The organism is Nocardioides sp. Z24_21 (genome assembly GCF_058134345.1).
Window position 1 is genome coordinate 123,389 of record NZ_JBYTTH010000003.1, and the last position, 22,753, is coordinate 146,141.

Genomic DNA, 22,753 nt, shown 5'->3' on the forward strand with positions numbered 1-22,753 from the left:
GCGTCCCGGCCCCGGCTCAGGCGGTCTTGTCGCGGCGTCCGCGCAGCATCAGGAACCCGCCGGCCAGGAGCGCGATCGCCCCGCCGATGAACCCGACCAGCGGCAGCGTGGTGGTCAGCAGGCCGAGCAGCTGGCCGTTGTCCTTCGCCTCGGCGACGTTCTTCTCGACCTGCTCGTCGGTGAAGGCGAGCTGCATGTCGAGCAGCGTCGAGCCGTCCTCGAGCTCGCGCACCTCGTGCTGGGTCTGGTTGATGATCGAGCCGGTCGTCGGATCGATCCACAGGTACTTGTCCTGGGAGTAGACGCCCTCGATGCCGTCGACGACCTCCGCGGGCTGGTCCTCGATCAGCACGTGGTACTTGTACGTCTCGAGGCCCTCGATCGTCTCCGTGCCGTCGTAGGTGGCGTCGACCGCCTCGCCCAACATGCCGTCCCAGTAGGTGTAGTCCTTCTTCTGGGCGTCGAAGGGCCACTTGTTGACGAGGCCCGACTTCTCCTCGGAGCTCGGCGGCACGTACTTCGGGTCGTTGACCGCCTGGGCGGTGTTGCGGTTGGTGGCGAACACGTCGCTGCTGGCACTGACGAGCCGGTCGTCGGACTCGTCGACGCACTGGGGCGTGTCGCCGTCGTCGATCACCAGGCAGGTGGTGCTGACGAAGACCACGACGTCGTCGCTCGAGAGCTCGGCGTCGGCCTTCGTCACGCTGGCTGCCTTGACCTGGAGCGACTCGACCTCGCTCGTGGCGGGGTTGAGCTTGTCGGCCGTGCCGGACAGGTTGGTCAACGTGTCCGTGTCGAGCGGCGTCTTCTGGACGGCCGTGCCGCCCCAGAGCACCACGGTCAGCGCAGCGACGAGCAGGAACGAACCAAGACCGAGCAAGACGCCGGCAATGACCTTGCGCACGGGTACCCCCATAGATCAGTGAAGTCGCCGAAGGCTACCAGCAAGTAGATCCCTCGGGTAGGGAATCGTGACCACCCCTGCCGAGCGTGTTCCGGGGGGCCTCGAGGGGGCCGTGACTGGCATAGTCACGCCCGTGTCCCACGACGACGTCGCCCGCGAGAGCGAGCACCTCCGCCGGCTCTACGCGCACCGCTTCGACCAGGACGCGGCCCAGCGCACGGCGCTCTGGCGCACCCTGTGCCGCTCCTACTTCCAGCGCTGGGTGCCGTCCGACGCGGTGGTGCTCGACCTGGCCGCCGGGCACTGCGAGTTCGCCAACAACATCGTGGCCGCGCGCCGGATCGCGGTCGACCTCAACCCGGCGGTGCACGAGCACGCCGACGAGGGCGTCGAGGCCCACGTCGCCAGCTCCACCGACCTGCACATGCTCGCCGACGCCACCGTCGACCGCGTGTTCGTGAGCAACTTCTTCGAGCACATCACCCGCGACGACATCCTCGCCACGCTCGCGGAGGTGCGACGCGTGCTGCGGCCGACCGGCAAGCTGCTGGTCCTGCAGCCCAACATCCGCTACTGCGCCCGCGACTACTGGATGTTCTTCGACCACGTCACGCCGGTCGACGACCGTGCCCTGGCCGAGGCGTTCGCCTCCACCGGCTTCCGCGTCGAGCTCAACCACCCGCGGTTCCTGCCCTACACGACCAAGAGCCGGCTCCCCTCGACCGACCGCCTGGTGCGGCTCTACCTCAGGTCGCCCTGGGCCTGGCGGGTGCTGGGCGGCCAGGCGTTCATGGTCGCCGTGCCGGACTGAACGGACAACCGACGGACGCGGGCCTCAGATGATCCCGTCGGCCATCGCCTGGCGCACCCACGGGACCACGACGTCGAGCATCTCGTCGAGGGACGTGGTGGCCTCGAAGCCCAGCACCTCGCGCGCCTTCGACACGTCGGGGACGCGTCGCTGCACGTCGTGCTCGAACGCGGGGTCGTGCTCGAGCGTGAGGGGGCGGTCGCCGTTGACCTTGGCCCAGATGATCGCGGCGAGCTCGCGGACGGTCGTGGACTCGGCCGTGGACAGGTTGAAGTCGTCGTTGCGGGCGGCCGGCGACTCCATCGCCTCGACGATGCCGCGCGCCAGGTCGGCGCCGTAGGTGTAGTGGCGCACCTGCTCGCCGTCGCCCAGCACGTGCAGCGGGTCCTGGCCCTTGAGCACCTTCTGGATCAGGTCGGGGACGACGTGGCTCATCGCGAGCTTGACGTTGCCGCTGGGGATCTCGACGTCCCCGAGCGCCCGCCCCTCCCCCACGCCCACGCAGTTGAAGGGCCGCACGATCGTGAACGGCAGGCCGTACTGGTCCCACGCGGCCCGAGCGAAGTACTCCACGGCGAGCTTCTGGAAGCCATAGGACGACAACGGCGGTGGGATCCTCCGCTCGTCACCCTCCACCGACGGCCAGTGCGTCGTGGACTCGAAGACCATCGACGACGACAGGTAGGTGACCTTCTCCAGGCCCCCCGTCGCGCGGGCCTTGATCGCGGCGTCGCAGGTGGCCGCGATGATCCGCTCGTTGGCGGCGAGCAGGTCGTAGGGGTAGGCGTGGAAGTACGAGATGCCGCCGATCAGTGCGGCACCCGCGACCAGGTGCTCGCACCCGTCCAGCAGCCGCTCCATCAGCGCCACGTCGCGCACGTCTCCCTCGACGAAGGTGTAGCGCGGGTGGTCGTCATAGGACTTCGTCACCGGGCCGTACTTGGAGTAGTTGTCCACCCCGACCACCTCGTGCCCGCGCGCGAGCAGCTCCTCGACGACGTAGCCGCCGATGAAGCCGGCCGAGCCGGTGACCAGGACGCGACTCATGGGTGGACCTCCTGCTGGTTCCTGAGGGCGATGGCCGCCGAGCGTCGACGGACCTCCTCGAGCGAGAGCTCCGGGCCGAAGGCGAACCGGTACCACCGGAGGTACTTCGGGATCCACGCCCTCAGCTCGAAGCGTGAGTGCCCGACGGTGCGGTCGAGCCAGATGGTGGGCAGCTCGGCCACCGGCCGGCGCAGCCGCCGGGCCTTCGCCGTGAGCTCCAGGCCGATCTCGAACCCGGTCCGGCTGTCGATGCCGACCTCGCGCACGAACGCGGTGTCGTAGGCCTTGAAGCTGTTGGTGGCGTCGTCGGTGCCGACGCGGGCGAGCATCCCGAGCGAGCGCCCGGCCGCGTGGGAGAGGGCCGACTTGAGCAGAGGGCCCCCGACCTGCTGGCCGCCCGGGGCGTAGCGGGACGCAGCGGCCACGACGACGCCGCGCTCGACCAGCCGGGCCAGCGGGTCGATCAGCCGCGGGTCGTCCGAGCCGTCGGCCATCGTCACCACGACCACCGGGTGCGCCGCGTTGTCGATGCCGAAGCGGATCGCGTTGGCCGGGCCGCGACCGTAGGTGCTCACGAGCGTGCGGACGCGGGGGTCGCCGCCGACGTGGTCGGCGACCGCCGCCACGGTGCAGTCGTCGGGGAAGTCCACGACCACCAGCACCTCGAAGTCGAGCGTGATCGCGTCGACGATGCGGTCGAGCACGGGGCGGATCGCCTCGTCCTCCTGGTAGGCGGGGATCACCACCGACACGCTGGTCGCGCTCACGTGAGCGACCCCTCGCCGCGCAGGTTCCACACGTCGACGACCTCGCACGCGATCGGGAGGTCGCGGTAGGCCTCGTGGGGGGCGCCGATGACGACGAGGTCGGCCGCGGCCAGGACCTCGTCGAGCGGGAGGAGCTCCGGGTCGTCACGGACGAAGGGGTCGCTCGTGAGCACGCGTCCGGCGCGGAACCGCAGCACGCGCTTGAGCCGGTAGGACAGGCTGGAGCGCCGGTCGTCGCTCTCGGCCTTGAACGCCATGCCCAGGATCGCGACCGTCATCGTGGAGAGGTCGTGGCTGGCCTCGATCCGCTTGACGATGTAGTCGGGCAGGCCCTCGTTGACGAGCATGGCCGAGTGCCCCAGCGGGAACGACCCGCCCGTCACCGACGCCAGCTGCATCGTGTCCTTGAACAGGCACGGCCCGGCGGCCAGGCCGGGTCCGGGCAGGTCCGCGGCCCGCGGGTAGTCCTGCGTCATCGCGTCGCGGATCCGCGCGAAGTCGAGGCCGAGGTCGTTGGCCATCATGAAGTACTGGTTGGCCGCGGCGAACTTGATGTAGCGCCACGAGTTGGTGAACAGCTTGGCCAGCTCGGCCTCCTCGGGCTCGAGCTCGACGATGCGGTCGGTGAGCCGGCGGAACAGGTCGCCGGCGCGCTTCACCGCTCCGGGCGTACGGGCCGAGACGATCTGCGGGAGCTCGAAGAGCTCGGTCATCGCTCGCCCTTCGGCGATCCGCTCGGGGCAGAACGCCAGGTCGACCCCGCTGTGGCCGGCGAGCAGCTGCTCGACGCGTCGGGTGACCCCGGGGAACACCGTGCTCCGCAGCACCAGCAGCTGACCCGCCCGCAGCTGGCCGAGCAGGTCGCCCACCGCGCGCGGGACGGCCTCCGGGTCGGGACTGAGGTACTGGTCGACGGGCGTGCCCACCACGACGATCACGACCTCGGCGCGCGAGACCAGGGACAGGTCGTTGCGGGCGATCAGCGCGCCGCTGGCGAGCGCCTCCGCGAGGGGGCCCTCGACCCCCGGCTCGAGGAACGGCGCGACGCCGTCGCTGATCGACGCGACGGCGGCGTCGTTGATGTCGTGGATGGCCACGCGGAGGCCGCGCGAGGCGAAGGCGACCGCGAGCGGGAAGCCGACGTGCCCGGCACCGCCCACGATGCAGACGTCGATGTCAAAGGCCCCCACACCGTCTCCTCGTCCTAGGCAACGGGCTCAACCTACCGCTCCGTGTGCCCCGCGGTCGTTGAAGGAGGACAACTCGCAGCGCTCGTAGATGACGTCCTTGCTGCGGGCAGATCTTGTGACATGATCCCCACCCGTGGAGGACCGATGAAGCACCGTGGCTGGGCGTCTCAGCCCTCCCTCGCAAGGCATCCGGGCTCGGTCGTTGTGGTCGGGCTACTGCTCATCGCGGGACAGCTTGGCTTGCGCGCGTGGGCAGTCTTCCCGAGCTTCTTCTACGCCGATGACTACGTCCTGCTGGCCGACGCCAGGGACCGCGGGTCGTCAGGCGCCGGATACTACTTGGAGGACTTCAACAGCAACCTGATCCCAGGGGTGAGGCTGCTCGCGGTGGCGGTCGAGCAGGCAGGCACCCTCGAGTGGCCCCTCGCTGCCTCCATCGCGTTGCTGCTCCAGGCCGCAGCCAGCCTCTCCGCGCTGGCGATGCTGCTCAACCTGCACGGTCGGCGGTGGGGCATCCTGCCGCCGCTGCTGCTCTACCTGTTCTCCGCGGTCACAGTGCCCTCATACATGTGGTGGATCGCCGCGCTGTGCCAGCTCCCGTTGCAGATCTGCTTCTTCCTCGCCGTGCTGGCATGGGTCAACTACCTGCGCCGGCGTTCCCTCCCCTGGCTGGTCGCCTGCGTGACGCTCGTGGTGGTTGGCCTCGCCTTCTACACCAAGTCAGCACTTATCGCACCGGTGCTCGCCTTCATCGCTCTCGGCTACTTCGCCAGCGGTTCGAGGATTGCGCGCGTGCGCGGGGCCATTGCGGCCTACTGGCCCGCCCTGGTCGTCTTTACGGTTCTGCTGGGTAGCTATACCGCCTACTACCGCGCGACCGTACCCCAGCCGTTCGCGGATGAGGAGGGTGCGCAGATGGGCCAGGTGCTCTCGTCGATGCTGGGCACCAGCCTGCCCACCTCGCTGGTCGGCGGGCCCTGGAGGTGGTGGGACACCACTCCGCCGGTCGTGCTCGCGCAGCCACCCATCTGGGCCATTAGCCTCAGCAGCATCGCCCTTGTCGCCGTGGCCTGCTATGGCTTCCTGCGGCGCACCCGCACGCTCCGCGCCTGGGCCATGCTGACGGCCTACGCCGTGGCGCTGGCCGTCCTGCTCGGCGCCAGCCGCGGCCAGATCTACGGAGCGCTGTCCGGCCTCGAGTTTCGTTACCTGACCGACGTGGCATGTGCGGCGACACTCGCCATCGGACTGGCGTTCATGCCGCTCCGTGGCGCTGTGGAGACCACGGAGGTACGCGCCGAGCCCTTGCTCGTGTGGCGCGCGCCGTGGTGGCTCACGACCGCTACCTGCATCGCAGTGACGACGGGGGGCGTGGTCAGCACGGTCGGCTATGTCGGCTTCTGGCACCACGACAACGCCTCCGCGCACTTCATCGAGCGCGTGCGCGGCGATGTGGGGCGGCTCGGTCCGATCGACTTGGTTCCCCAGACCTTGCCGGACACAGTGATGCCCGCGTACACCTCCCCCATGAACCAGAGTCCAGACTTCGTCGACCTGCTCGACCTGCCGGTGACCTTTCCCCAGAGCAGCGACAGGTTGGGCATGATCGACGATGATGGATCGGTGCACGGCATGATCGTCGGGCCGGGACCGAGGACGGCTCCCGGGCCGTCCGCGGGCTGCGGGTGGCGCGTGGGCGAGGGTGGTCGCTCGCTCCGCCTAGACGGGGCCGCCGGTTCCCAGATCGCCCCTAACTGGATGCGCATCGGCTACCTGGCGAGCCAGGCCTCGATCGCGGAGGTCACCGTCAACGGGATCACACGCCAGGAGTCAGTGCGACAGGGGCTCAACAACCTCTACCTGCAAGTCACAGGAGATCCCCGCACGGTCCGCATCGACGGACTCGAGCCGGGCACGACTCTCTGCGTCGACACCGTCGAGGTCGGCCCGCAGGTGCTGGGACCGGCCTGGTGAGCACGGTGGAACTCCGGCACGAGTTCCCGGTGCTCGACACGTGGCGAGCAGTCGGCGCGCTCGCCGTCCTGACGACCCACACCACCTTCCAGACCGGGACCTACCTCGGTCATGGGATCTGGGGAACCCTTCTTGCCCGACTCGACGTCGGCGTGGCGATCTTCTTCGTCCTGTCGGGTTTCCTGTTGTCCCGACCCTGGTTCGCGAGGGCGGCCCTCGACATGCCTGCGCCCGACGCGCGCATCTACTTCCTCAAGCGCTTCCTGCGCGTCTATCCCGTCTACGTCGTGGCGGTCGTGCTCGCTCTCGCCCTTCTGGAGGACAACGAGGCCACGGGTCGGACCACGTGGGCTTCGAACCTGCTGGTTGCCGACACCTACGTCCACGACCGACTGCCGCACGGGCTCACCCACATGTGGAGCATCACGTCAGAGGTCGCGTTCTACCTCGTCCTCCCCCTCCTGATGATGCTCTGCCTCGGCGTACGACGCCCCAGGATCCACCGGCGCCGAGTTCATCTCACGCTGCTCGCCATGGTCGTGACGGCGGCCCTGTGGCAGACGGTCCTCGTCGAGGCGCTCGACGTCCGGACCGACGGGGCCCCCGGGCTCTGGCTGCCGGGCTACCTGACGTGGTTCGCGGCCGGGATCTGGCTGGCGCTGGTCCACGTGGACCTTCACTCGGGACGATCAGGTCGCGTCGGCGATCAGGTGGCACGCCTGGGCAGCCTGCCCGGGACGTGCTGGATGATGGTCGTCGGGCTCATGCTGGTCGCGGCGACTCCCATCGCGGGTCCTGTGATGTTCGTCGCCGGCACGCCAGCACAGACGCTGGCCAAGAACCTCATCTACACCGCAGTCGGCGTCCTTGTCGTCTTGTCGGGCGTGCTGGCCAGCACGGACGGCGGCTACAGCAGGCTCCTCTCCTCGCGCCCGCTCCGGCATCTCGGCCACATCTCGTACTCGGTCTTCTGCATCCACCTGGTCGTGCTGGCCCTCGTGTTCGAGCTCACGGCATACGACGTGTTCAGCGGCGACGGTCTCCAGGTCTGGGCGCTGACGCTGGTCGTCACGCTCGTCGTCTCGGAGGTCCTCTACCGCTTCGTCGAGAGCCCCTTCATGCGCCTGGCGGCGAGGCGCAGGGGCGGTGACCCGTCGAGCGCGGCCAAGGCACAGACGCCCGAGAGGGCCACGACGCAGCAGAGCTGAGGCCAGGCGAGGTCGCCGGCCCATCCCTCGCTCGCCCCCCAGGGTCGGACGACGTAAGCCATCCCCGACGCCGCCAGCGGAGCTGTCACCACGAGCAGCGCGACCTCGGACGGGAGCCGCCTGCCCGTCACGGCCAGCAGGACACCGAACGTCGCCGCCGCCACGCCGGGCCAGCCGGCGAGGAAACCCGACACGACGGCGACCATCGGCAGCGAGACGGCCGTCCCCCAGCGGCGCCCTTGCACCGGTCGATTCTGGCGTGCGCCGGCCCGAGACGGTGCCGCGGCGACGAGCAGGAGGAGCAGGAGCGTCACCAGGCCGAGCCCGAGTGAAGCCCGGTAAGCCGTGTCAGGGACGAAACGGATCCGTAGGGTGCCTGCCCCCGGGGCATCCCAGCCCTGGCGCCACCCGTCAAACGTCACAGGCCGCGCCAGTTGGCCGTCCCATGCGCCGTCCCAGCCCACGTTGGCGTTCTCTCGTGTTGCCACGACCTCGCCGCCGTCGACCTCCACGGACCGGGAGGCATCGTCCGCCACTGACGTCCGAGCCGGGGTCACCAGCTGTGGGTCCACCCCACCGAGCACCAGCGAGTCCGGAGCGAACGTCGACGAGGACTGCATCTCGATCTCATTGCGGCCAGCGAGCAGGTCGACCTCTCCCGGCCCGCACAGCTCGGCCGAGGTTGCCTCCCCGGCGGCGAGCGAGCGCGGCTCGATTGCCACGCGCGTGCGATACGTGCGGTTGTTGATGCGCAGGCTCGGCCCGGTGCCGCACCTGGAGTCGCGTGCTGTGGCGGGTAGTCGCAGGGGAAGGTAGGAGAGCCCATCGAGCCGGAGCTCGGTGATCCCCACCGGCACGGGAGTCGCCGCACCGTCGAATGCCAGGTCGGTCGCGGCCTCGGCCTCGCCGACCTCGAGCGTCAGCTCCGTGGTACGGATGGCGGGGAAGCGTGCCCGCCCAGACTCGAGCTCCACGGTCCGCGAGCCACCCGGCCAGGTGATCTTCAGGGACTCCGGCTCACGAGCTGCGACCTCGCGCGCGACATCCAGCGCGACACCCGTGATGCGCTGCTCGCCCAGCCACCTCAGCCGCAGTTGTGGCCTCACATCGTCATGGCCGGCGATCCACGTCGTCCCTTCGTCCCCGTCGATGGCGGCAAGCACGCCCGCCCGAACGTCCCGGACACCGGTGCTGGACCCCGTTATGCCGACCGGCTGGTCCTGCAACAGGAGGTCGTCCAGCTCAGGACCAGCGATCGGGGATACCTCGATCCGTGCGCCGTGGGAGATCGCGTTCGGCAGAGTGACGACGCGCGAGAAGCCCCGCGGCTCCTCCTCGTCCGACGCCTTCTGGGGGGAGCAGCGGACGTCCCTGTCCACGGTGGCGCACCCGGTCCGGGCGTCTACCAGCCTTCGCAGCACGACAGCGTCCGGGTTGCTCCACGCCGACGGCAGCGAAGGGACGACGAGATCGCGCGTCACGTCGATCCCGAGGTCCACCTCGGCGAGCACGGTCTGGTGGAACGGGCGTTCGGAGATGTCGTCGACTCGCAGATGAGAGACACGACCGGGAACGGCCACCGTCACTGTCTCTCCAGCGGCGATCCGCAACGTTCCGCTGGACCAGTCCCCGGCCGAGACGGCCAGCACCTCGTCGCTCCTGTCACCCACGGTGATGGTGACCTTGCCCAGCTCGCGTGCGGTGTCGAGGTCGACTCGCCACCACGCAGGGGCCTCGGTGCGCCCCGACCGCCAAGCGGACCCGGTGAAGCCGTCGAGGGCGGCGTACGGCATGTCCGCCGGCTCGATGGCGCCGCCGGCGTCGACATCGGACTGGGAGACCGAAGCCGTGACCCCCTTGATGCCCGACACTGCAGAACGGGTCTTCCACGACGCCGAGTCCTCGAGCTCGTAGTCCGGGAAGCGCGCGACGCTACGACGAGCATCGTCCGCTTCCAGGACCTGGGAGGTGGCATCGTGGATGCGGCCGAAGGATCGCTCGACGCTCCTCAGACCGTCCGTAAGGATGATCGGTCCACCCTGTTGGTCGTCTCCGACGTCCGTGGCGAGCCGCACAGGGGCGTCGGAGACCACGCCGAGGTCTGCGAGGTCGACCAGGTCCTCGGGGCCCCCGACCACGGTGACAGGCCGGCTCGGCGCGACGACTGCGAAGGTGGACGGGTCGGAAACCTCATAGACCTCGACGGCAGCAAACCTAGTCTGCCAGCCCCCGTTGATGACGGCCTTGCCGATCTCTCCGTCTATCTCGGCGTCGCCCCCGACCTCCGGGCCGAAGGACGCCACCCGTGTCACGCCAGGGCTGGAGTCGAGCGTCTGGTGGACCAGCACGGGATCCGGGATGTCGGATGACCGGACCAGGTCGTTGCGGACGACGAGGTGGCTCACGCCTGCTCGACTGAGGTAGCGAGTCAGGCCCACACTGCCGTTCCCCTCGTTGAAGCGCTTCTCTACTTCGTCGAGCATGCGGATGTTGCCGGTGGGTGCCAGCGGGACGGCGTTGCGTATGGCCCAAGGGGCGCCGGCAAGGGCCTGGAGCGGTTCGTCACGCGGAGTTCCCCAGACGTACGTGCCGAACGACGAGCCCGGCACCAGAAGCGCCACACCCGAGTCCTGGCTCTCCTCGAGGAACGTCGCGGCGTCGGTCCAGTACTGCGGGATCTCGCCGAAGCCGCCCGACGGTGTAAGGCGCCCCAGAGTCACGGGCATCGACGCTCCGACTACGGCCATGACAAGGGTGCCGGCGAGGATGCGTCGGTTCGCGGACGTCGATACGTCGGGTTCTGCGGATCGGGTGCGCCGTCGTCGCGCACGAAGCTCGTCGACGACATATGCCAGCCCTATGACCAGGGGCAGCCGGATCACCGGATCGAACTTGTGGACGTTGCGGAGGGGGGCGAGCGAGCCGTCGAGCCAGTCGTTCATCGGCTGGGCAAACCATCCCTGGACGGCGCCGAGGTGGCCCATCGTGACAAGGACGAGTCCGACGGCCAGCCCTGACCACAGGAAAGCCTTGTGCCGGTTGCGTCGAAGCGCCAGACCCGCGACGCCGGCCACCATGAGGACCACCGAGTTGAGCACGAGGTACGGCTGCGTGATCAGGTCGTTGCCGGCTCGGGACCCCTCGTCGATGAACGGGACCCAGTTGGAGGTTCCCCGCAGTGCGTCGAAGACCGTGGTCGGGAAGGTGGTGATCGGCGCAGACTCGATGTAGTCGAGGAACGGCGGGCTGTAGGCACCCAGCAGGAAGAGCGGAACCAGCCACCAGACCGTGCCCAGGAGCGTGGCGATCGGCCACCACACCAAGAGCTGGGTGCGTCGCGGTCCACGCTCACGCGTCAGGAGCCACACCGCGCTGAGGGGAACCACGGCAAAGGTCGCAGCGGCATTGACGCCACCCACCATCGCGACGGCCAGACCAGCGAGGGCTGCCGCGCGCCGCGGCGAGCCCCGGGTCGCACCGACAACCAACGGGATGAGGACCCAGGGCGCGATCGCGCTGGGCCACCCTTCGATGGAGCTCGGCCCCAGCACGGTGAGCATCCGGGGTGACAGCGCGTAGGCCAGGCCCGCAGTGATCGCAGCCAGGTCGGAGCGGACGTTGAGAGTCTTGGCCAGGAGCGCAGCCCCGACCATCGCCACGCACATGACCAGGCCGACCCACAGACGCTGGGTCACCCAGCCGGGAAGGCCGAGCACGTCCCCCAGGAGGAAGAACGGGCCCATGGGCCACAGGTACCCGTAGGCCTGGTTCTGGAGCTGCCCGAACGCTCCCTGCGCATCCCACAGGTGGGCTGCCCGAGCCAGGAACTCGGCAGGGGCAAGCGCGAGATCCAGCTTGGTGTCGGCGACTAGGAGACCGGCCGACTGAGTCATCGCCAGGCCGATGAGCACCACGCAGGCAGCGGCGAGCCGCATCCCGAAGGGGGACTGGGCACGTGGGAACCCGTCCTGGGCGTTCACCTCCTCCTCAGCACGAGCACGAGGTTCCACGTCACCACCTCTCGCAGTCCGGGCACCCGCAGGAGCCAGCGGCTCCACCACGGGTTGTAGCGCGGGAGCACGTGCACGACGTCGGCCCCCTGCTGGCTGTGTGCCCACCGCAGTCCGTCGGCGACAGAGACCGCGAACAGCGACTCGCCGAATTGGTTCTTCGGCTCGTGGCCGTGACGGCGCGCGTAGCGGCGCCGGGCCAGCCGTCCGCCCAGGTAGTGCCACGGTGCCGTCTCGTGCCCGCCCCACGGGCCCCACCAGGTGGTGTAGCTGATGAAGACCAGCCCGCCCGGCCGGGTGACCCGCACCATCTCCTCCGCCATCCGCCACGGCTGCTCGACGTGCTCGAGCACGTTGGAGGAGTAGCACACGTCCACGGACGCGTCGCGGAACGGGAGCTGCATGCCGCTGCCGAGGACGGTGCGCGCGTCGATCTCACCCGTCCCGGCCAGCTCGCCGGCGTCCGCATCGAGGGCGACGTAGGAGGCCCCCGCCGACTCGAACGCCTGCCGGAAGTAGCCCGGCCCTCCCCCGACGTCGAGCATCAGCTGGCCGTGCAGGTCGTGGTACTGCGAGACCTGGAGGGCGGAGTCACGGGCCAGCGCGGTGTAGAACCGCGCCGGGTCGGACTGCTCGTGCCGGAACTCCCGGAACAGGTGCAGCGACCGGGAGAGGTCGGCGCGCCACGGCGGGTTCCTCGTCAGCACCCGCAGACCTTAGCCGACAAGTGACTCGGCGGTAGGGTTCGGCCCGATGACCGACCACGACGAGCTCGCGGGCCGCCATGTGGCCTTCCTCAGCTGGCGCGACACCCGCAACCCCGAGGGCGGCGGCGCCGAGCGCTACCTCGAGAAGATGGCGCACGGGCTGGTCGCGCGCGGCGCCGACGTCACCATCTTCTGCGCCGCCCACGCCGCGGCTCCGCCCGAGGAGGTCGTCGACGGCGTCCGCTTCGTCCGGCGCGGGTCCAAGCTCAGCGTCTACGCCGAGGGCTTCCGCGCGCTCGCCCGGGGCCGGCTCGGGCCGGTCGACCTCGTGGTCGACGTGCAGAACGGCCTGCCGTTCTTCACCCGGGCCGCCACCCGCGCACCCGTCGTCGTGCTCGTGCACCACGTGCACCGCGAGCAGTGGCCGGTCGTCTACCCGGGCCTCGTCGGCAAGGTGGGCTGGGCCATCGAGCACCGGCTCGCACCGTGGCTCTACCGCTCTAGCCAGTACGTCGCGGTGTCCCGGGCCACACGCGACGAGCTGGCCACCCTCGGCGTGGACCGCCGACGCATCGCCGTCGTGCACAACGGCACCGACCCCGTCGTCGGCTCCGGGACGGGCACGTCGGCGCACCCCATGGTCGCGGTCGTCGGCCGGCTGGTCCCGCACAAGCAGGTGGAGCACGCGATCGACGCCGCCCTCACGCTGCGCGAGCGGTACCCCGACCTGCGCCTGCACGTCGTGGGCGGCGGGTGGTGGGAGGCCGAGCTGCACCGCTACGCGTCCGAGCGTGGCGCGAGCGACACGATCGTCTTCGAGGGGCACGTCGACGAGCGGCGCAAGCACGAGATCTACGAGCAGGCGTGGACACTGGCCCTCCCCTCGCTGAAGGAGGGGTGGGGGCTCGTCGTCGGCGAGGCCGGCATGCACCGCACACCCACCGTGGCCTACCGCTCAGCAGGCGGCACGCGCGAGTCGATCGCCCACGACCGCTCGGGGGTGCTGGTGGACCGGCAGCAGGACTTCGTCGAGGCCCTGGGGGCGCTGCTCGGCGACCCGGCGCTGCGGGCCCGCCTGGGCGACGGGGCGCTCGAGATGAGTCACCGGTTCACGTGGGAGCACGCGCAGGAGTCGTTCGCCCACGTCGTGGCGGCCGTGCTGCGTGGCGAGAGGGTCGACGCCCAGGACCCCGACGCCGAGTGAGCGGGACCGAGGCCGCTCAGCGCGACGTCACTCGCTGGTGACCCCGTAGCTGAACTCGGGCGAGTTGATCGTCCCCGGGGACTGCTCGGGCGCGCTGGTCTGGTTGGTGACCACGCCCATCAGGGTGGCAACGGCGAGCCCGCCGCCCACGATGCAGCTGACGATGGGTGCGACGATTGATCCCATGTGCGTGTGATCCTCCCTAGGCGATGCCAGCAAGGTACCAGCCGGTAGCCCCTACTGCGCAACTATCCGTCCGGCCCGTCGCCGGCGCCACACGGCCAGGAACAGCGCGAGGACCGGCAGGCCGCACCAGCCTCCCCACGCCAGCGCCATCACCACCGTCCACGCGGTCGGCACGCCCGAGGGCGGCCGTCCGGGACCGACGTCGACGAGGGTGAGGTCGTCGAGCTCGCCGACCTCCTCGCCGGCCACCTCGGGCACCTCGACGCCCGGCAGCCGCTCCACCACGACGTACCGGACCCCGGCCTCGCGCAGTCGCGCGGCGCGCTGACCGGGATCGGGCGCGGCCAGGGCGCGGCGCACGTCGGCGGCGCTCGGGTCCTCCCCCGCGAGTGCCCGCCCGTCGACGACGAGACGGTCCTCGACGACGACACGGCCCGGCAGGTAGCGGCCGAGAGGGGCCAGCACGGGGCGGGCGTCGTTGTTCCACGCCGGTGCCCGATAGCTCTGGAACGGCAGCAGGGCGACGGTGCCCTCGGGCAGCGCGCGCAACTCGTCGACGAGCGCGTCGTAGGACGCGGGGTAGTCGACCGCGCTCACCCTCCCCGACAGGCCGAGAGCCGCGTCCGGCATGAGGGCGACGGGCACCAGCACGCACGCCAGCGCGATCATCGCGCGGGAGAGCGCGTCCGGCAGCAGCCGCACCAGCGCCTCCGCCCCCCGCCCGGCCAGCACCGCGGTCAACGGCGCCGCGAGTGCCAGCAGCCGCGAGCCGTCGCGCAGCACGCCCGCTCCGGGCACGGTGCTCGCCAGCCAGCCCGTGACCCCCGGCAGCGCCCACGCCGCCAGGGTGAGGCCCAGGCCCACGGCCCAGCACCACACCAGCGCCCGGCGCGGTCCCTGCGGCACCTCCGACCAGCCGCGGCGGACGCCGAGGACGGCAAGCGCCACGAGCACGAGGGCCATCGCCACCGCCAGCGGACCCGTGCGCGAGTCGGGGACCACCGCGGCGTTCCAGATCCCGCCGAGCGAGAGGAACGTCAGCGGCGCGGGCAGCATCCCCTCACCGCTCGGCGCGAAGACGTCCGCCCCCGCGGCGCTCGACGTGGCGCTGCCGGCGTGGAGCAGGCCCGAGACGACCCACGGAAGGTTGGCCAGCACGACGAGTCCCGCGAGCGCCAGCCATCGGTCGCGCCGGCGGCGGGCGGCGGAGACGCAGGCGGCGAACGCCGTGACGAGCCCCGTCGACGCGCTCAGGCTGCCCAGCAGGAGCAGCACGGGGAGCCGGGCGGGCATGACGCCCGACCTGCGCCACGCCGTGCCGGCGAGCAGGACCCACGGCAGCACGCCGTAGCCCACCAGAACCGGCCAGTGGCCGATCGCCAGCCGCTCGACCACGAACGGGTTCCACACCGCCACCGACACCGCCACGAGGCGTGCCACGACCCCCGGCCCGACCAGGGCCGCCGCACCGGTGCCCGCGGCCACGAGCGGCAGCAGCAGCACGAGCTTCTGCAGGAGCATCCCGCCCAGCACCTCGTCGAGGACCGCCACCACCGCGTCGGACGGGACCGCCCGCGGCAGGGCGGTGCCGAGGCCCAGCGCGTCCGCGCCCAGACGCAGGTCGGGCACCCACACCATGTCGTAGCTCAGGACGTACCCCGGGCCGAGCGCGCCGCCCAGCAGCAGCACGGCTAGCGCGGTGGCCCAGGCCGCCGGCCACAGCAGCGAGCGGGTGCGCGCCGTCGCCCGATCGCCCCGTGCTCCCACGGTGGGACACCTTAGGGTGTGCCGCATGCCCACACGAGCGCGCGACCGGTCCGACGCGGTCGCCGGTCCCCGCGGCAGGCTCGAGCGCCTGCTGGGCGGCAGCGGGCAGATCGCCGTGGCGATGCTGCTGATGAACCTCGCGACCTACGGCTTCACCATGACGGCGGCGCGGATCATCGGGCCGGTCCCCTACGGCGCGTTCTTCGCGCTGATGAACCTCGTGATGATCATCAGCGTCGTCATGCTCGGCCTCCAGGCGACCGCGGCCCGCCGGATCAGCTCGGATCCCGCCCACGTCGGGCAGATCGAGCGCGAGATCCTCCGGGTCTCGCTGCGGGCGTCCCTCCTCCTCGGCGCCGTCCTCCTCATGGGGGCGCCACTCCTCAACACGCTGCTCGACCTCGACAGCCTGCCGACAGCGGTGCTGGCCGCCTTCGCCGCGGTGCCGATGACGATGACCGGCGCCCAGGCGGGGATCCTCCAGGGTGAGCGGCGCTGGCGCGAGCTGGCCGTGCTCTACGTGCTCTCGGGGGTGCCGCGGCTCCTCGTCGGGGTCGTGCTGATCCTCTGGCAGCCGACCGAGTTCATGGCCTTCCTCGGCGTCACGATCGGCTTCTACGCACCATTCCTCTATGGGCTCGCCGTGCTGCGCCACGGGCGCGTGTCCGGCGAGACCCACGAGCGCCACGGGTTCGGGCCGATCATCAAGGAGGCGGTCGTCAACTCGCAGGCCCTCTTCGCCTACTTCGCGCTCACCAACGTCGACATGCTGGTCGGGCGCTCGGTCCTCGACTCGCACGACTCCGGGCTGTACGCCGCCGGCCTGATCGTCTCGCGGGCGGTGATGTTCCTGCCGCAGTTCGTCGTGGTCGTCGCGTTCCCCTCGATGTCGACGAGCCGCAACCGCTCGCGCGCCCTGGCCGGCAGTCTGCTGCTCGTCGGCGGCCTCGGCGGCGCGTGCGTGCTGGCCACCGCCGTGCTCCCCGACCTCGTGCTGGTCTTCGCCGGCGGCGGCGACTACGAGGAGGTGCGGAGCCTGCTGTGGGTGTTCGCGCTGCTGGGCACGTGCATGGCCGTGCTCCAGCTGCTGGTCTACTCGGTGCTCGCCCGCCAGGGCACGATGTCGATGGTGCTGATCTGGGTCGCGTTCGGCGTCGTGGTCGCCGTCGCGTCGACGCTGGTCTCGACCGTCGGCGAGCTGCTCGCGCTCGTGCTGAGCGTCGACGTGATGCTGCTGGTGGTGCTGCTGGCGATCAGCGCGGTCACGCTGCGCGGGCGGTCCCCCGCTCAGTGAGCGGCGTCGTGCCAGCTGCGCCCGGTGCCGATCGACACGTCGAGGGGCACGGCCAGGTCGGCGGCGCCGCCCATCTCGGCGCGGACGACCTCCGCCAGCGCGTCGCCCTCCCCCGGCGCCACCTCCAGGACGAGCTCGTCGTGGACCTGGAGCAGCATCCGTGAGCGCAGCCCGTGCTCGGCCAGGGCGCGCTCGACGCCGAGCATCGCGACCTTCACCAGGTCGGCAGCCGAGCCCTGGATGGGGGCGTTGAGCGCCATCCGCTCCGCGGTCTCGCGGCGCTGGCGGTTGTCGCTGGTGAGGTCGGGCAGGTAGCGACGACGCCCCATGATCGTCTCGGTGAAGCCCGAGCGGCGCGCCTCGTCGACGACGCCGGTCAGGTAGTCGCGGACCCCGCCGAACGTCTCGAAGTACTCGTCCATCAGGGCCTTGGCCTCCGAGGTGGAGATCCGCAGCTGCTGGGACAGTCCGAACGCCGACAGGCCGTAGGCGAGCCCGTAGTTCATCGCCTTGATCTTGGCGCGCTGCTCGACGGTGACGTCCTCGGCCGCGACACCGAAGACCCGGGCCGCGGTGATGGAGTGGAAGTCCTGGCCGGAGCGGAACGCCTCGATGAGCAGGGCGTCCTCGGACAGGTGCGCCATGATGCGCATCTCCACCTGGCTGTAGTCGGCCGTCAGCAGGGCCTCGCCGTCCTTGCCTACGACGAAGCCCTCACGGATGCGCCGGCCCGCCTCGGTGCGGATCGGGATGTTCTGCAGGTTGGGGTCGGTGCTGGAGAGCCGACCCGTGGCCGCGATGATCTGGTTGTAGGTCGTGTGGATCCGCCCGTCGGGGGCCACCGACTTGAGCAGGCCCTCCACCGTCTGGCGCAGCCGGATCACGTCGCGGTGGCGCAGCAGGTGCTGGAGGAAGGGGTGCTCGGTCTTCTCGAACAGCTGCTGCAGCGCGTCGGCGTCGGTGGTGTAGCCGGTCTTGGTGCGCTTGGTCTTGGGCATGTCGAGCTCGTCGAACAGCACCACCTGCAGCTGCTTGGGCGAGCCGAGGTTGATCTCCTTGCCGATCACGTCGTAGGCGTCCTGGGCCGCGGCGCGCACCTGGTCGCCGAACTCCGACTCGAGTCCCTCGAGGTAGTCGACGTCGACGGCGATGCCCACCTGCTCCATCCGCGCGAGCGTGCCGATCAGCGGCAGCTCGACCTCGTGCAGCAGGCGGGTGCCGCCGTGCTCCTCGACCGCGTCGTCGAGCGCGTCGGCGAGGTCGAGGACGGCCCGGGCGGTCAGCATGGCCGTGTCGCTGGCCGTCGTGTCGTCCATCGCGTCGAAGCTCAGCTGGTCGGCGTCGACGGTGTCCTGGCGCAGCTCGCGCTTGAGGTAGCGCAGGGTGAGGTCGGCGAGGTCGTAGGAGCGCTGGTCGGGCTGGACGAGGTAGGCCGCGAGGGCGGTGTCGACCTCGAGGCCGGCGAGCTCCCAGCCCCGGGCGGCCAGCGCGAGGCTCGGGCCCTTCGCGTCGTGGACGGCCTTGGGGCGCGAGGGGTCGGCGAGCCAGGCTGCGACAGCGGCGTCGTCGTCGGTGTCGATGTCGGTCACGTCGATCCAAGCCGCCTGGCCCTCGCGCGTCGCCACGGCGAGGGAGACCACGTCGCCGGTGCCGGCGCGCCAGCTGCCCTGGACGGACAGCCCGACCCGGGTGCCCTCGGGGGCGTGCTCGGCGAGCCACGCGGCCGCCTCGCCCGTGCCGAGACGACGGCCGTCGAGCTCGAAGCCCGACTCGGCCTCGACGGCGTCGTCGGGGGCGGGGTCGATGGTGTCGAGCAGCCGGGCGCGCAGCTCCCCGCGGAACTCGAGCTCGTCGAGCAGCTCGAGGCCGGCGGTGCGGTCCCACGGCTGCCGGACCAGCCCGTCGGGGCGTACGGGCAGGGTGAGGTCGCGGACCAGGGCGTTGAGCCGGCGGTTGCGGATGACGTCGCCGAGGTGGGCGCGCAACGACTCGCCCTTCTTGCCGGTGATCTCGTCGGCGCGGGCGATCACGTTGTCCAGGCCGTCGAACTGGTTGATCCACTTGGCGGCGTAGCCCTGGCCGACTCCCGGCACGCCGGGCAGGTTGTCGGAGGTCTCGCCGACGATCGCCGCCAGCTCGGGGTAGCGCTCGGGCGGGACGCCGTACTTCTCCTGCACCGCTGCCGGCGTCAGCCGGGCCAGCTCGCTGACCCCTCGCATCGTGTAGAGCACGGTCGAGTCGTCGGTGACGAGCTGGATGGAGTCGCGGTCGCCGGTCATGATCAGCACCTCCATGCCCTCGGCGAGGCCCTGCGTGGCGAGCGTGGCGATGATGTCGTCGGCCTCGTAGCCGTCCATCGACAGGTGCTGGATGCGCAGCGCGTCGAGCACCCGGCGGATCAACGGCAGCTGGCTGCCGAACTCGTCGGGGGTCTTGTTGCGCTTGGCCTTGTAGTCGCTGTACTCCTCGAGCCGGAAGGTCTGGCGCGACTTGTCGAACGCCACGGCGACGTGGGTCGGCCGCTCGTCGCGGAGCACGTTGACCAGCATCGAGGTGAACCCGTAGACCGCGTTGGTGTGCTGTCCGGACGCGGTCGCGAAGTTCTCCACCGGGAGGGCGAAGAACGCGCGGTAGGCCAGGGAGTGGCCGTCCAGCAGGAGGAGGCGGGGGCGGGTCGTCTCGCTCGTCTCGGGCACCCGCCGACTCTAGCCGCCGCCGACGACAGCGGGCCCCGAGCCCCGGCACCGCACGGGCCCGCGGCTCGGCCACAATGGCGCCATGAGCGAGACATCCCCCACGCCCCCCGAGTCCCTGGCCGACCTCAGCATCGACGAGCTCATCGCGTTCCTCCCCCAGGGCAACGGGCGGCTCAACGACAAGATGGGGGTGCAGCTGGTCGAGGTCTCCGCCGAGCGGGTCGTGGCCACCATGCCCGTGGAGGGCAACACCCAGCCGTTCGGCCTCCTCCACGGGGGCGCGTCGGTCGTGCTGGCCGAGACGCTGGGCTCGATCGGGTCGGCCATCCACGCCTACCCGGCCAAGATCGCCGTCGGCGTCGACATCAACGCCACGCACCACCGCTCCGCCACCGAGGGCCTGGTCACCGGCGTCGCGACCCCGATCCACCTCGGCCGGTCGTCGACGAGCTACGAGGTCGTGATCACCGACGAGCAGGGCCGCCGGGTGTGCACCTCGCGCATCACCTGCGCGCTGCTCGACGCCCCCCAGGGCTGAGCGGGCCGTCGGGCTCAGCCGGGGACGCGCTCGCGGCGCACCCGGCGAGCGGCCAGCACCCGGTCGATGCGCTGGCGGCTCGACGCGGCGGGGCTCGCCTGGCGCCCCTGCGGCAGCCGTGCGCGCAGGGCGCCGGTGGTGGCCGCGCGGAGCGTGGCCTGCGGCGCGAGCGAGAGGCGGGCCATGAAGCGGTTGGCGTCTCGCGCCTCGGCGGCGGCGGCCGTCTGCACGTGGCTGATGCCGTGCTCCTCGGCGAAGCGGCAGGCCGCCTCCATGAGTGCACTGCCCACTCCCCTGCGCCGGAACTGCGCGAACACGTGCGGCGAGACCGCCAGCACGGCCGGCTCGAGGTTGAGCGGGGTGAAGGTGGCGGCCTCGAGGTAGACGGCCCCGGCCACCTCGCCGTCGATCTCCGCGACGACGACACACCGCTCGTCGCTCGCGCAGGCCGTCGAGACGATGCTCGTCACGTCGGCGAGCTGCTCGTCGGGACGGCCCTTGCGGAGGATGTCGCACCACAGCTCGCGCAGCGACGGCGCGTCGGAGGGATCGGCCGCTCGCACGACCACCGCAGTCCTGCTCATGTCGACTCCCAAGGATCAGCTCGATGTGACCGCTTCCCCCGTGCCCTGCCGCATCCGGCTCGGGCAGTGCCGCAGACCCTACGCCGTCGCGAGGGCTCTGTCAGGAGGGCCCCCACAAGGGTCTGCGGACAAGCGTCATCGGATCGTTGCCGACGCACCTGCCAAAGCCATCTTCCGGTCCGGTCCTTGTGGTCTAGGCTCCGCCGCATGCGCACTCGCACCCTTCACCGATCCCTGACCCTGGTCCCCGCTCTGGCCCTGGCCCTCACGCTCAGCGCGTGCGGCGACGACGCCAGCGACGACTCCACCGACGCCGGCAACGACACCAGCAGCGAGAGCAGCCTCGACACGGTGTCCTCGGGCACCCTCACGGTCTGCTCCGACGTGCCCTACCCGCCGTTCGAGGACTTCGACGACACGTCCGACTCCGGTTTCAAGGGCTTCGACATCGACATCGTGCAGGAGATCGCCGACGGCCTCGACCTCGAGCTCGCGGTCAAGGACTCCTCCTTCGACGCCCTCCAGAGCGGTCAGGCGCTCAACGCGGCCCAGTGCGACCTCGCCGCCAGCGCGATGACCATCACCGACGAGCGCAAGGCCGCCCTCGACTTCTCCGACGGCTACTACGACTCCCAGCAGTCCCTCCTCGTCGCCGACGACTCCGACATCGCCTCGATCGACGACCTCGACGGCGTGAAGATCGGCGTCCAGCAGGGCACCACCGGCAAGGCCTACGCCGAGGAGAACGCGAGCGGCGCGGAGATCGTGTCGTTCCCCAGCGACGCCGAGATGTTCCAGGCGATCAAGGCCGGCCAGGTCGAGGCGCTGCTGCAGGACCTCCCGGTCAACATCAACCACCAGGAGTCGGGCGGCTTCAAGGTCGTCGAGACCTACTCGACCGACGAGTCCTACGGCCTCGCCATGAAGAAGGGCAACACCGCCCTCGTGGACGCGGTCAACGAGCAGCTCGGTGAGATGCGCGACGACGGCACCTACGACGAGATCTACAACACCTACTTCGCCACCGAGTGATCGGCACGTGGCTCTGAAGCGTTCGACGAAGCGCATCCTCAGCAGGGCGGTCCTCTACGCCGTCCTGCTGGGAGTGCTCCTCCTGGTGGGGTTCAGTGCCGACTGGGCCACCATCCGCGCCAACTTCTTCGCCCCGGCCGGCATCGGCAACCCGTTCAAGGGCGACTGGGGCACCTGGCCCGACCTCATCACGATCGGCGTCAAGAACTCCCTGATCTACACGGCCGTCGCCTTCGCGGCGGGCCTGGTGATCGGGGTCGTGCTCGCGCTCATGCGGCTGTCCCCCGTGGCGGCCTACCGCTGGCTCGCCACCGCCTACATCGAGTTCTTCCGCGGCCTGCCGGTGCTGCTCGTCGTCCTGGTGATGGCGTTCGGCATCCCGATCGCGTTCAACGGGTGGACCCCGCCCGGCGGCACCGTCGGTGCCGGCGTGGTCGGCCTGATCCTGGTCGCCGCCGCCTACATGGCCGAGACCATCCGCGCCGGCATCCAGGCCGTGCCGAAGGGCCAGACCGAGGCCGCTCGCTCGCTCGGCATGAGCGCCGGGCGCACCACGGCCACGGTGGTCCTGCCGCAGGCGTTCCGGATCGTGATCCCGCCGCTCACCAACGAGTTCGTGCTCCTCATCAAGGACACCGCGCTGCTCTTCGTCATCGGCTTCGCTGCCAGCCAGCGCGAGCTCACCACGATCGCGCGCGACTTCATGGCGTCCAGCGCCACGGCCGGGACCGCGACGAGCCTGATCCAGGCCTCGATCCTCTACCTCCTGATCACCCTGCCGCTCACCCGACTGGTGTCGTGGCTCGAGCGCAAGCAGCAGAAGGCCCGGTGACC

General features: G+C 70.7%; 18 protein-coding genes. 8 read left to right on the top strand and 10 right to left on the bottom strand.

The genetic code is table 11. The features are described from left to right. Window positions 1–16 precede the first annotated feature (16 nt). A complete protein-coding gene (pgfA, locus tag AC3X7Z_RS12185; protein WP_186342021.1) occupies window positions 17–904 on the bottom strand; it encodes a cell envelope lipid trafficking protein PgfA in 888 nt (295 codons plus the stop codon). A gap of 133 nt (window positions 905–1,037) precedes the next feature. On the opposite strand from pgfA, the gene AC3X7Z_RS12190 reads away from it, so the two are divergent. Beyond that, window positions 1,038–1,715: a methyltransferase domain-containing protein gene (locus AC3X7Z_RS12190; RefSeq protein WP_206054563.1), complete on the top strand. Its 678-nt coding sequence runs from the start codon at window positions 1,038–1,040 to the stop codon at window positions 1,713–1,715. Window positions 1,716–1,739: 24 nt separating this feature from the next. Here the strand turns inward: AC3X7Z_RS12190 and AC3X7Z_RS12195 are convergent, their stop codons facing one another. From AC3X7Z_RS12195 to AC3X7Z_RS12205, 3 genes are read right to left on the bottom strand one after another with little or no spacing between them, the layout of a single operon-like run. Continuing rightward, a complete protein-coding gene (locus AC3X7Z_RS12195; protein ID WP_186342020.1) occupies window positions 1,740–2,762 on the bottom strand; it encodes an NAD-dependent epimerase/dehydratase family protein in 1,023 nt (340 codons plus the stop codon). Continuing rightward, window positions 2,759–3,529, bottom strand: coding sequence for a glycosyltransferase family 2 protein (locus AC3X7Z_RS12200; protein WP_489976088.1), 771 nt, complete (start codon window positions 3,527–3,529; stop codon window positions 2,759–2,761). The genes AC3X7Z_RS12195 and AC3X7Z_RS12200 overlap by 4 nt, the downstream gene beginning before the upstream one ends. Then, window positions 3,526–4,719, bottom strand: a complete 1,194-nt coding sequence (locus AC3X7Z_RS12205) for a nucleotide sugar dehydrogenase (protein ID WP_489976089.1) — start codon at window positions 4,717–4,719, stop codon at window positions 3,526–3,528. The genes AC3X7Z_RS12200 and AC3X7Z_RS12205 overlap by 4 nt, the downstream gene beginning before the upstream one ends. Window positions 4,720–4,839: 120 nt before the next feature. Here AC3X7Z_RS12205 and AC3X7Z_RS12210 point away from each other — a divergent pair, with 120 nt between their 5' ends. Both AC3X7Z_RS12210 and AC3X7Z_RS12215 read left to right on the top strand, forming a co-directional pair. Further along, window positions 4,840–6,693, top strand: a complete 1,854-nt coding sequence (locus AC3X7Z_RS12210) for a hypothetical protein (RefSeq protein ID WP_489976090.1) — start codon at window positions 4,840–4,842, stop codon at window positions 6,691–6,693. Continuing rightward, window positions 6,690–7,901, top strand: a complete 1,212-nt coding sequence (locus AC3X7Z_RS12215; RefSeq protein WP_489976091.1) for an acyltransferase family protein — start codon at window positions 6,690–6,692, stop codon at window positions 7,899–7,901. The genes AC3X7Z_RS12210 and AC3X7Z_RS12215 overlap by 4 nt, the downstream gene beginning before the upstream one ends. On the opposite strand, the gene AC3X7Z_RS12220 is transcribed toward AC3X7Z_RS12215, so the two are convergent. Together AC3X7Z_RS12220 and AC3X7Z_RS12225 are read right to left on the bottom strand one after the other, a co-directional pair. Continuing rightward, window positions 7,787–11,881 (bottom strand): alpha-(1->3)-arabinofuranosyltransferase domain-containing protein, encoded by a 4,095-nt coding sequence (locus AC3X7Z_RS12220; RefSeq protein WP_489976092.1) that lies wholly within the window; start codon window positions 11,879–11,881, stop codon window positions 7,787–7,789. The two genes, AC3X7Z_RS12215 and AC3X7Z_RS12220, sit on opposite strands and share 115 nt — an antisense overlap. Then, entirely contained in the window at window positions 11,878–12,618 is a 741-nt protein-coding gene (locus AC3X7Z_RS12225) for a class I SAM-dependent methyltransferase (RefSeq protein ID WP_489976093.1), read from the bottom strand. Before AC3X7Z_RS12225 ends, AC3X7Z_RS12220 begins: the two co-directional genes overlap by 4 nt. A 46-nt stretch (window positions 12,619–12,664) precedes the next feature. Between AC3X7Z_RS12225 and AC3X7Z_RS12230 the strand changes: the two genes are divergently transcribed. Continuing rightward, the gene (locus AC3X7Z_RS12230; protein ID WP_489976094.1) at window positions 12,665–13,822 is read left to right on the top strand and encodes a glycosyltransferase family 4 protein; all 1,158 of its coding nucleotides are present in this window, start codon (window positions 12,665–12,667) and stop codon (window positions 13,820–13,822) included. A 27-nt stretch (window positions 13,823–13,849) separates the two neighbouring features. Here AC3X7Z_RS12230 and AC3X7Z_RS12235 read toward each other — a convergent pair whose 3' ends face one another. Both AC3X7Z_RS12235 and AC3X7Z_RS12240 read right to left on the bottom strand, forming a co-directional pair. Next, entirely contained in the window at window positions 13,850–14,008 is a 159-nt protein-coding gene (locus tag AC3X7Z_RS12235) for a hypothetical protein (RefSeq protein WP_186342013.1), read from the bottom strand. A 51-nt stretch (window positions 14,009–14,059) separates the two neighbouring features. Next, window positions 14,060–15,775 (bottom strand): MmpA family trehalose lipid delivery protein, encoded by a 1,716-nt coding sequence (locus tag AC3X7Z_RS12240; protein ID WP_489976095.1) that lies wholly within the window; start codon window positions 15,773–15,775, stop codon window positions 14,060–14,062. Between the two features lie 25 nt (window positions 15,776–15,800). On the opposite strand from AC3X7Z_RS12240, the gene AC3X7Z_RS12245 reads away from it, so the two are divergent. After that, a complete protein-coding gene (locus AC3X7Z_RS12245) occupies window positions 15,801–17,069 on the top strand; it encodes a lipopolysaccharide biosynthesis protein (RefSeq protein ID WP_186342011.1) in 1,269 nt (422 codons plus the stop codon). Here the strand turns inward: AC3X7Z_RS12245 and polA are convergent. Continuing rightward, window positions 17,063–19,765, bottom strand: coding sequence for a DNA polymerase I (polA, locus tag AC3X7Z_RS12250; RefSeq protein WP_186342010.1), 2,703 nt, complete (start codon window positions 19,763–19,765; stop codon window positions 17,063–17,065). The genes AC3X7Z_RS12245 and polA overlap by 7 nt on opposite strands. Window positions 19,766–19,847: 82 nt before the next feature. Between polA and AC3X7Z_RS12255 the strand changes: the two genes are divergently transcribed. Beyond that, complete coding sequence (locus AC3X7Z_RS12255; RefSeq protein WP_186342009.1) at window positions 19,848–20,303, top strand: hotdog fold thioesterase; 456 nt, start codon at window positions 19,848–19,850, stop codon at window positions 20,301–20,303. 14 nt (window positions 20,304–20,317) lie between these two features. Here AC3X7Z_RS12255 and AC3X7Z_RS12260 read toward each other — a convergent pair whose 3' ends face one another. Then, window positions 20,318–20,887 (bottom strand): GNAT family N-acetyltransferase, encoded by a 570-nt coding sequence (locus AC3X7Z_RS12260; RefSeq protein ID WP_186342008.1) that lies wholly within the window; start codon window positions 20,885–20,887, stop codon window positions 20,318–20,320. A 207-nt stretch (window positions 20,888–21,094) separates the two neighbouring features. On the opposite strand from AC3X7Z_RS12260, the gene AC3X7Z_RS12265 reads away from it, so the two are divergent. Together AC3X7Z_RS12265 and AC3X7Z_RS12270 are read left to right on the top strand one after the other, a co-directional pair. Further along, window positions 21,095–21,919 (top strand): ABC transporter substrate-binding protein, encoded by an 825-nt coding sequence (locus AC3X7Z_RS12265; RefSeq protein WP_489976096.1) that lies wholly within the window; start codon window positions 21,095–21,097, stop codon window positions 21,917–21,919. 7 nt (window positions 21,920–21,926) lie between these two features. Then, the gene (locus tag AC3X7Z_RS12270) at window positions 21,927–22,751 is read left to right on the top strand and encodes an amino acid ABC transporter permease (protein WP_206054562.1); all 825 of its coding nucleotides are present in this window, start codon (window positions 21,927–21,929) and stop codon (window positions 22,749–22,751) included. The last annotated feature ends 2 nt before the right edge of the window (window positions 22,752–22,753 follow it).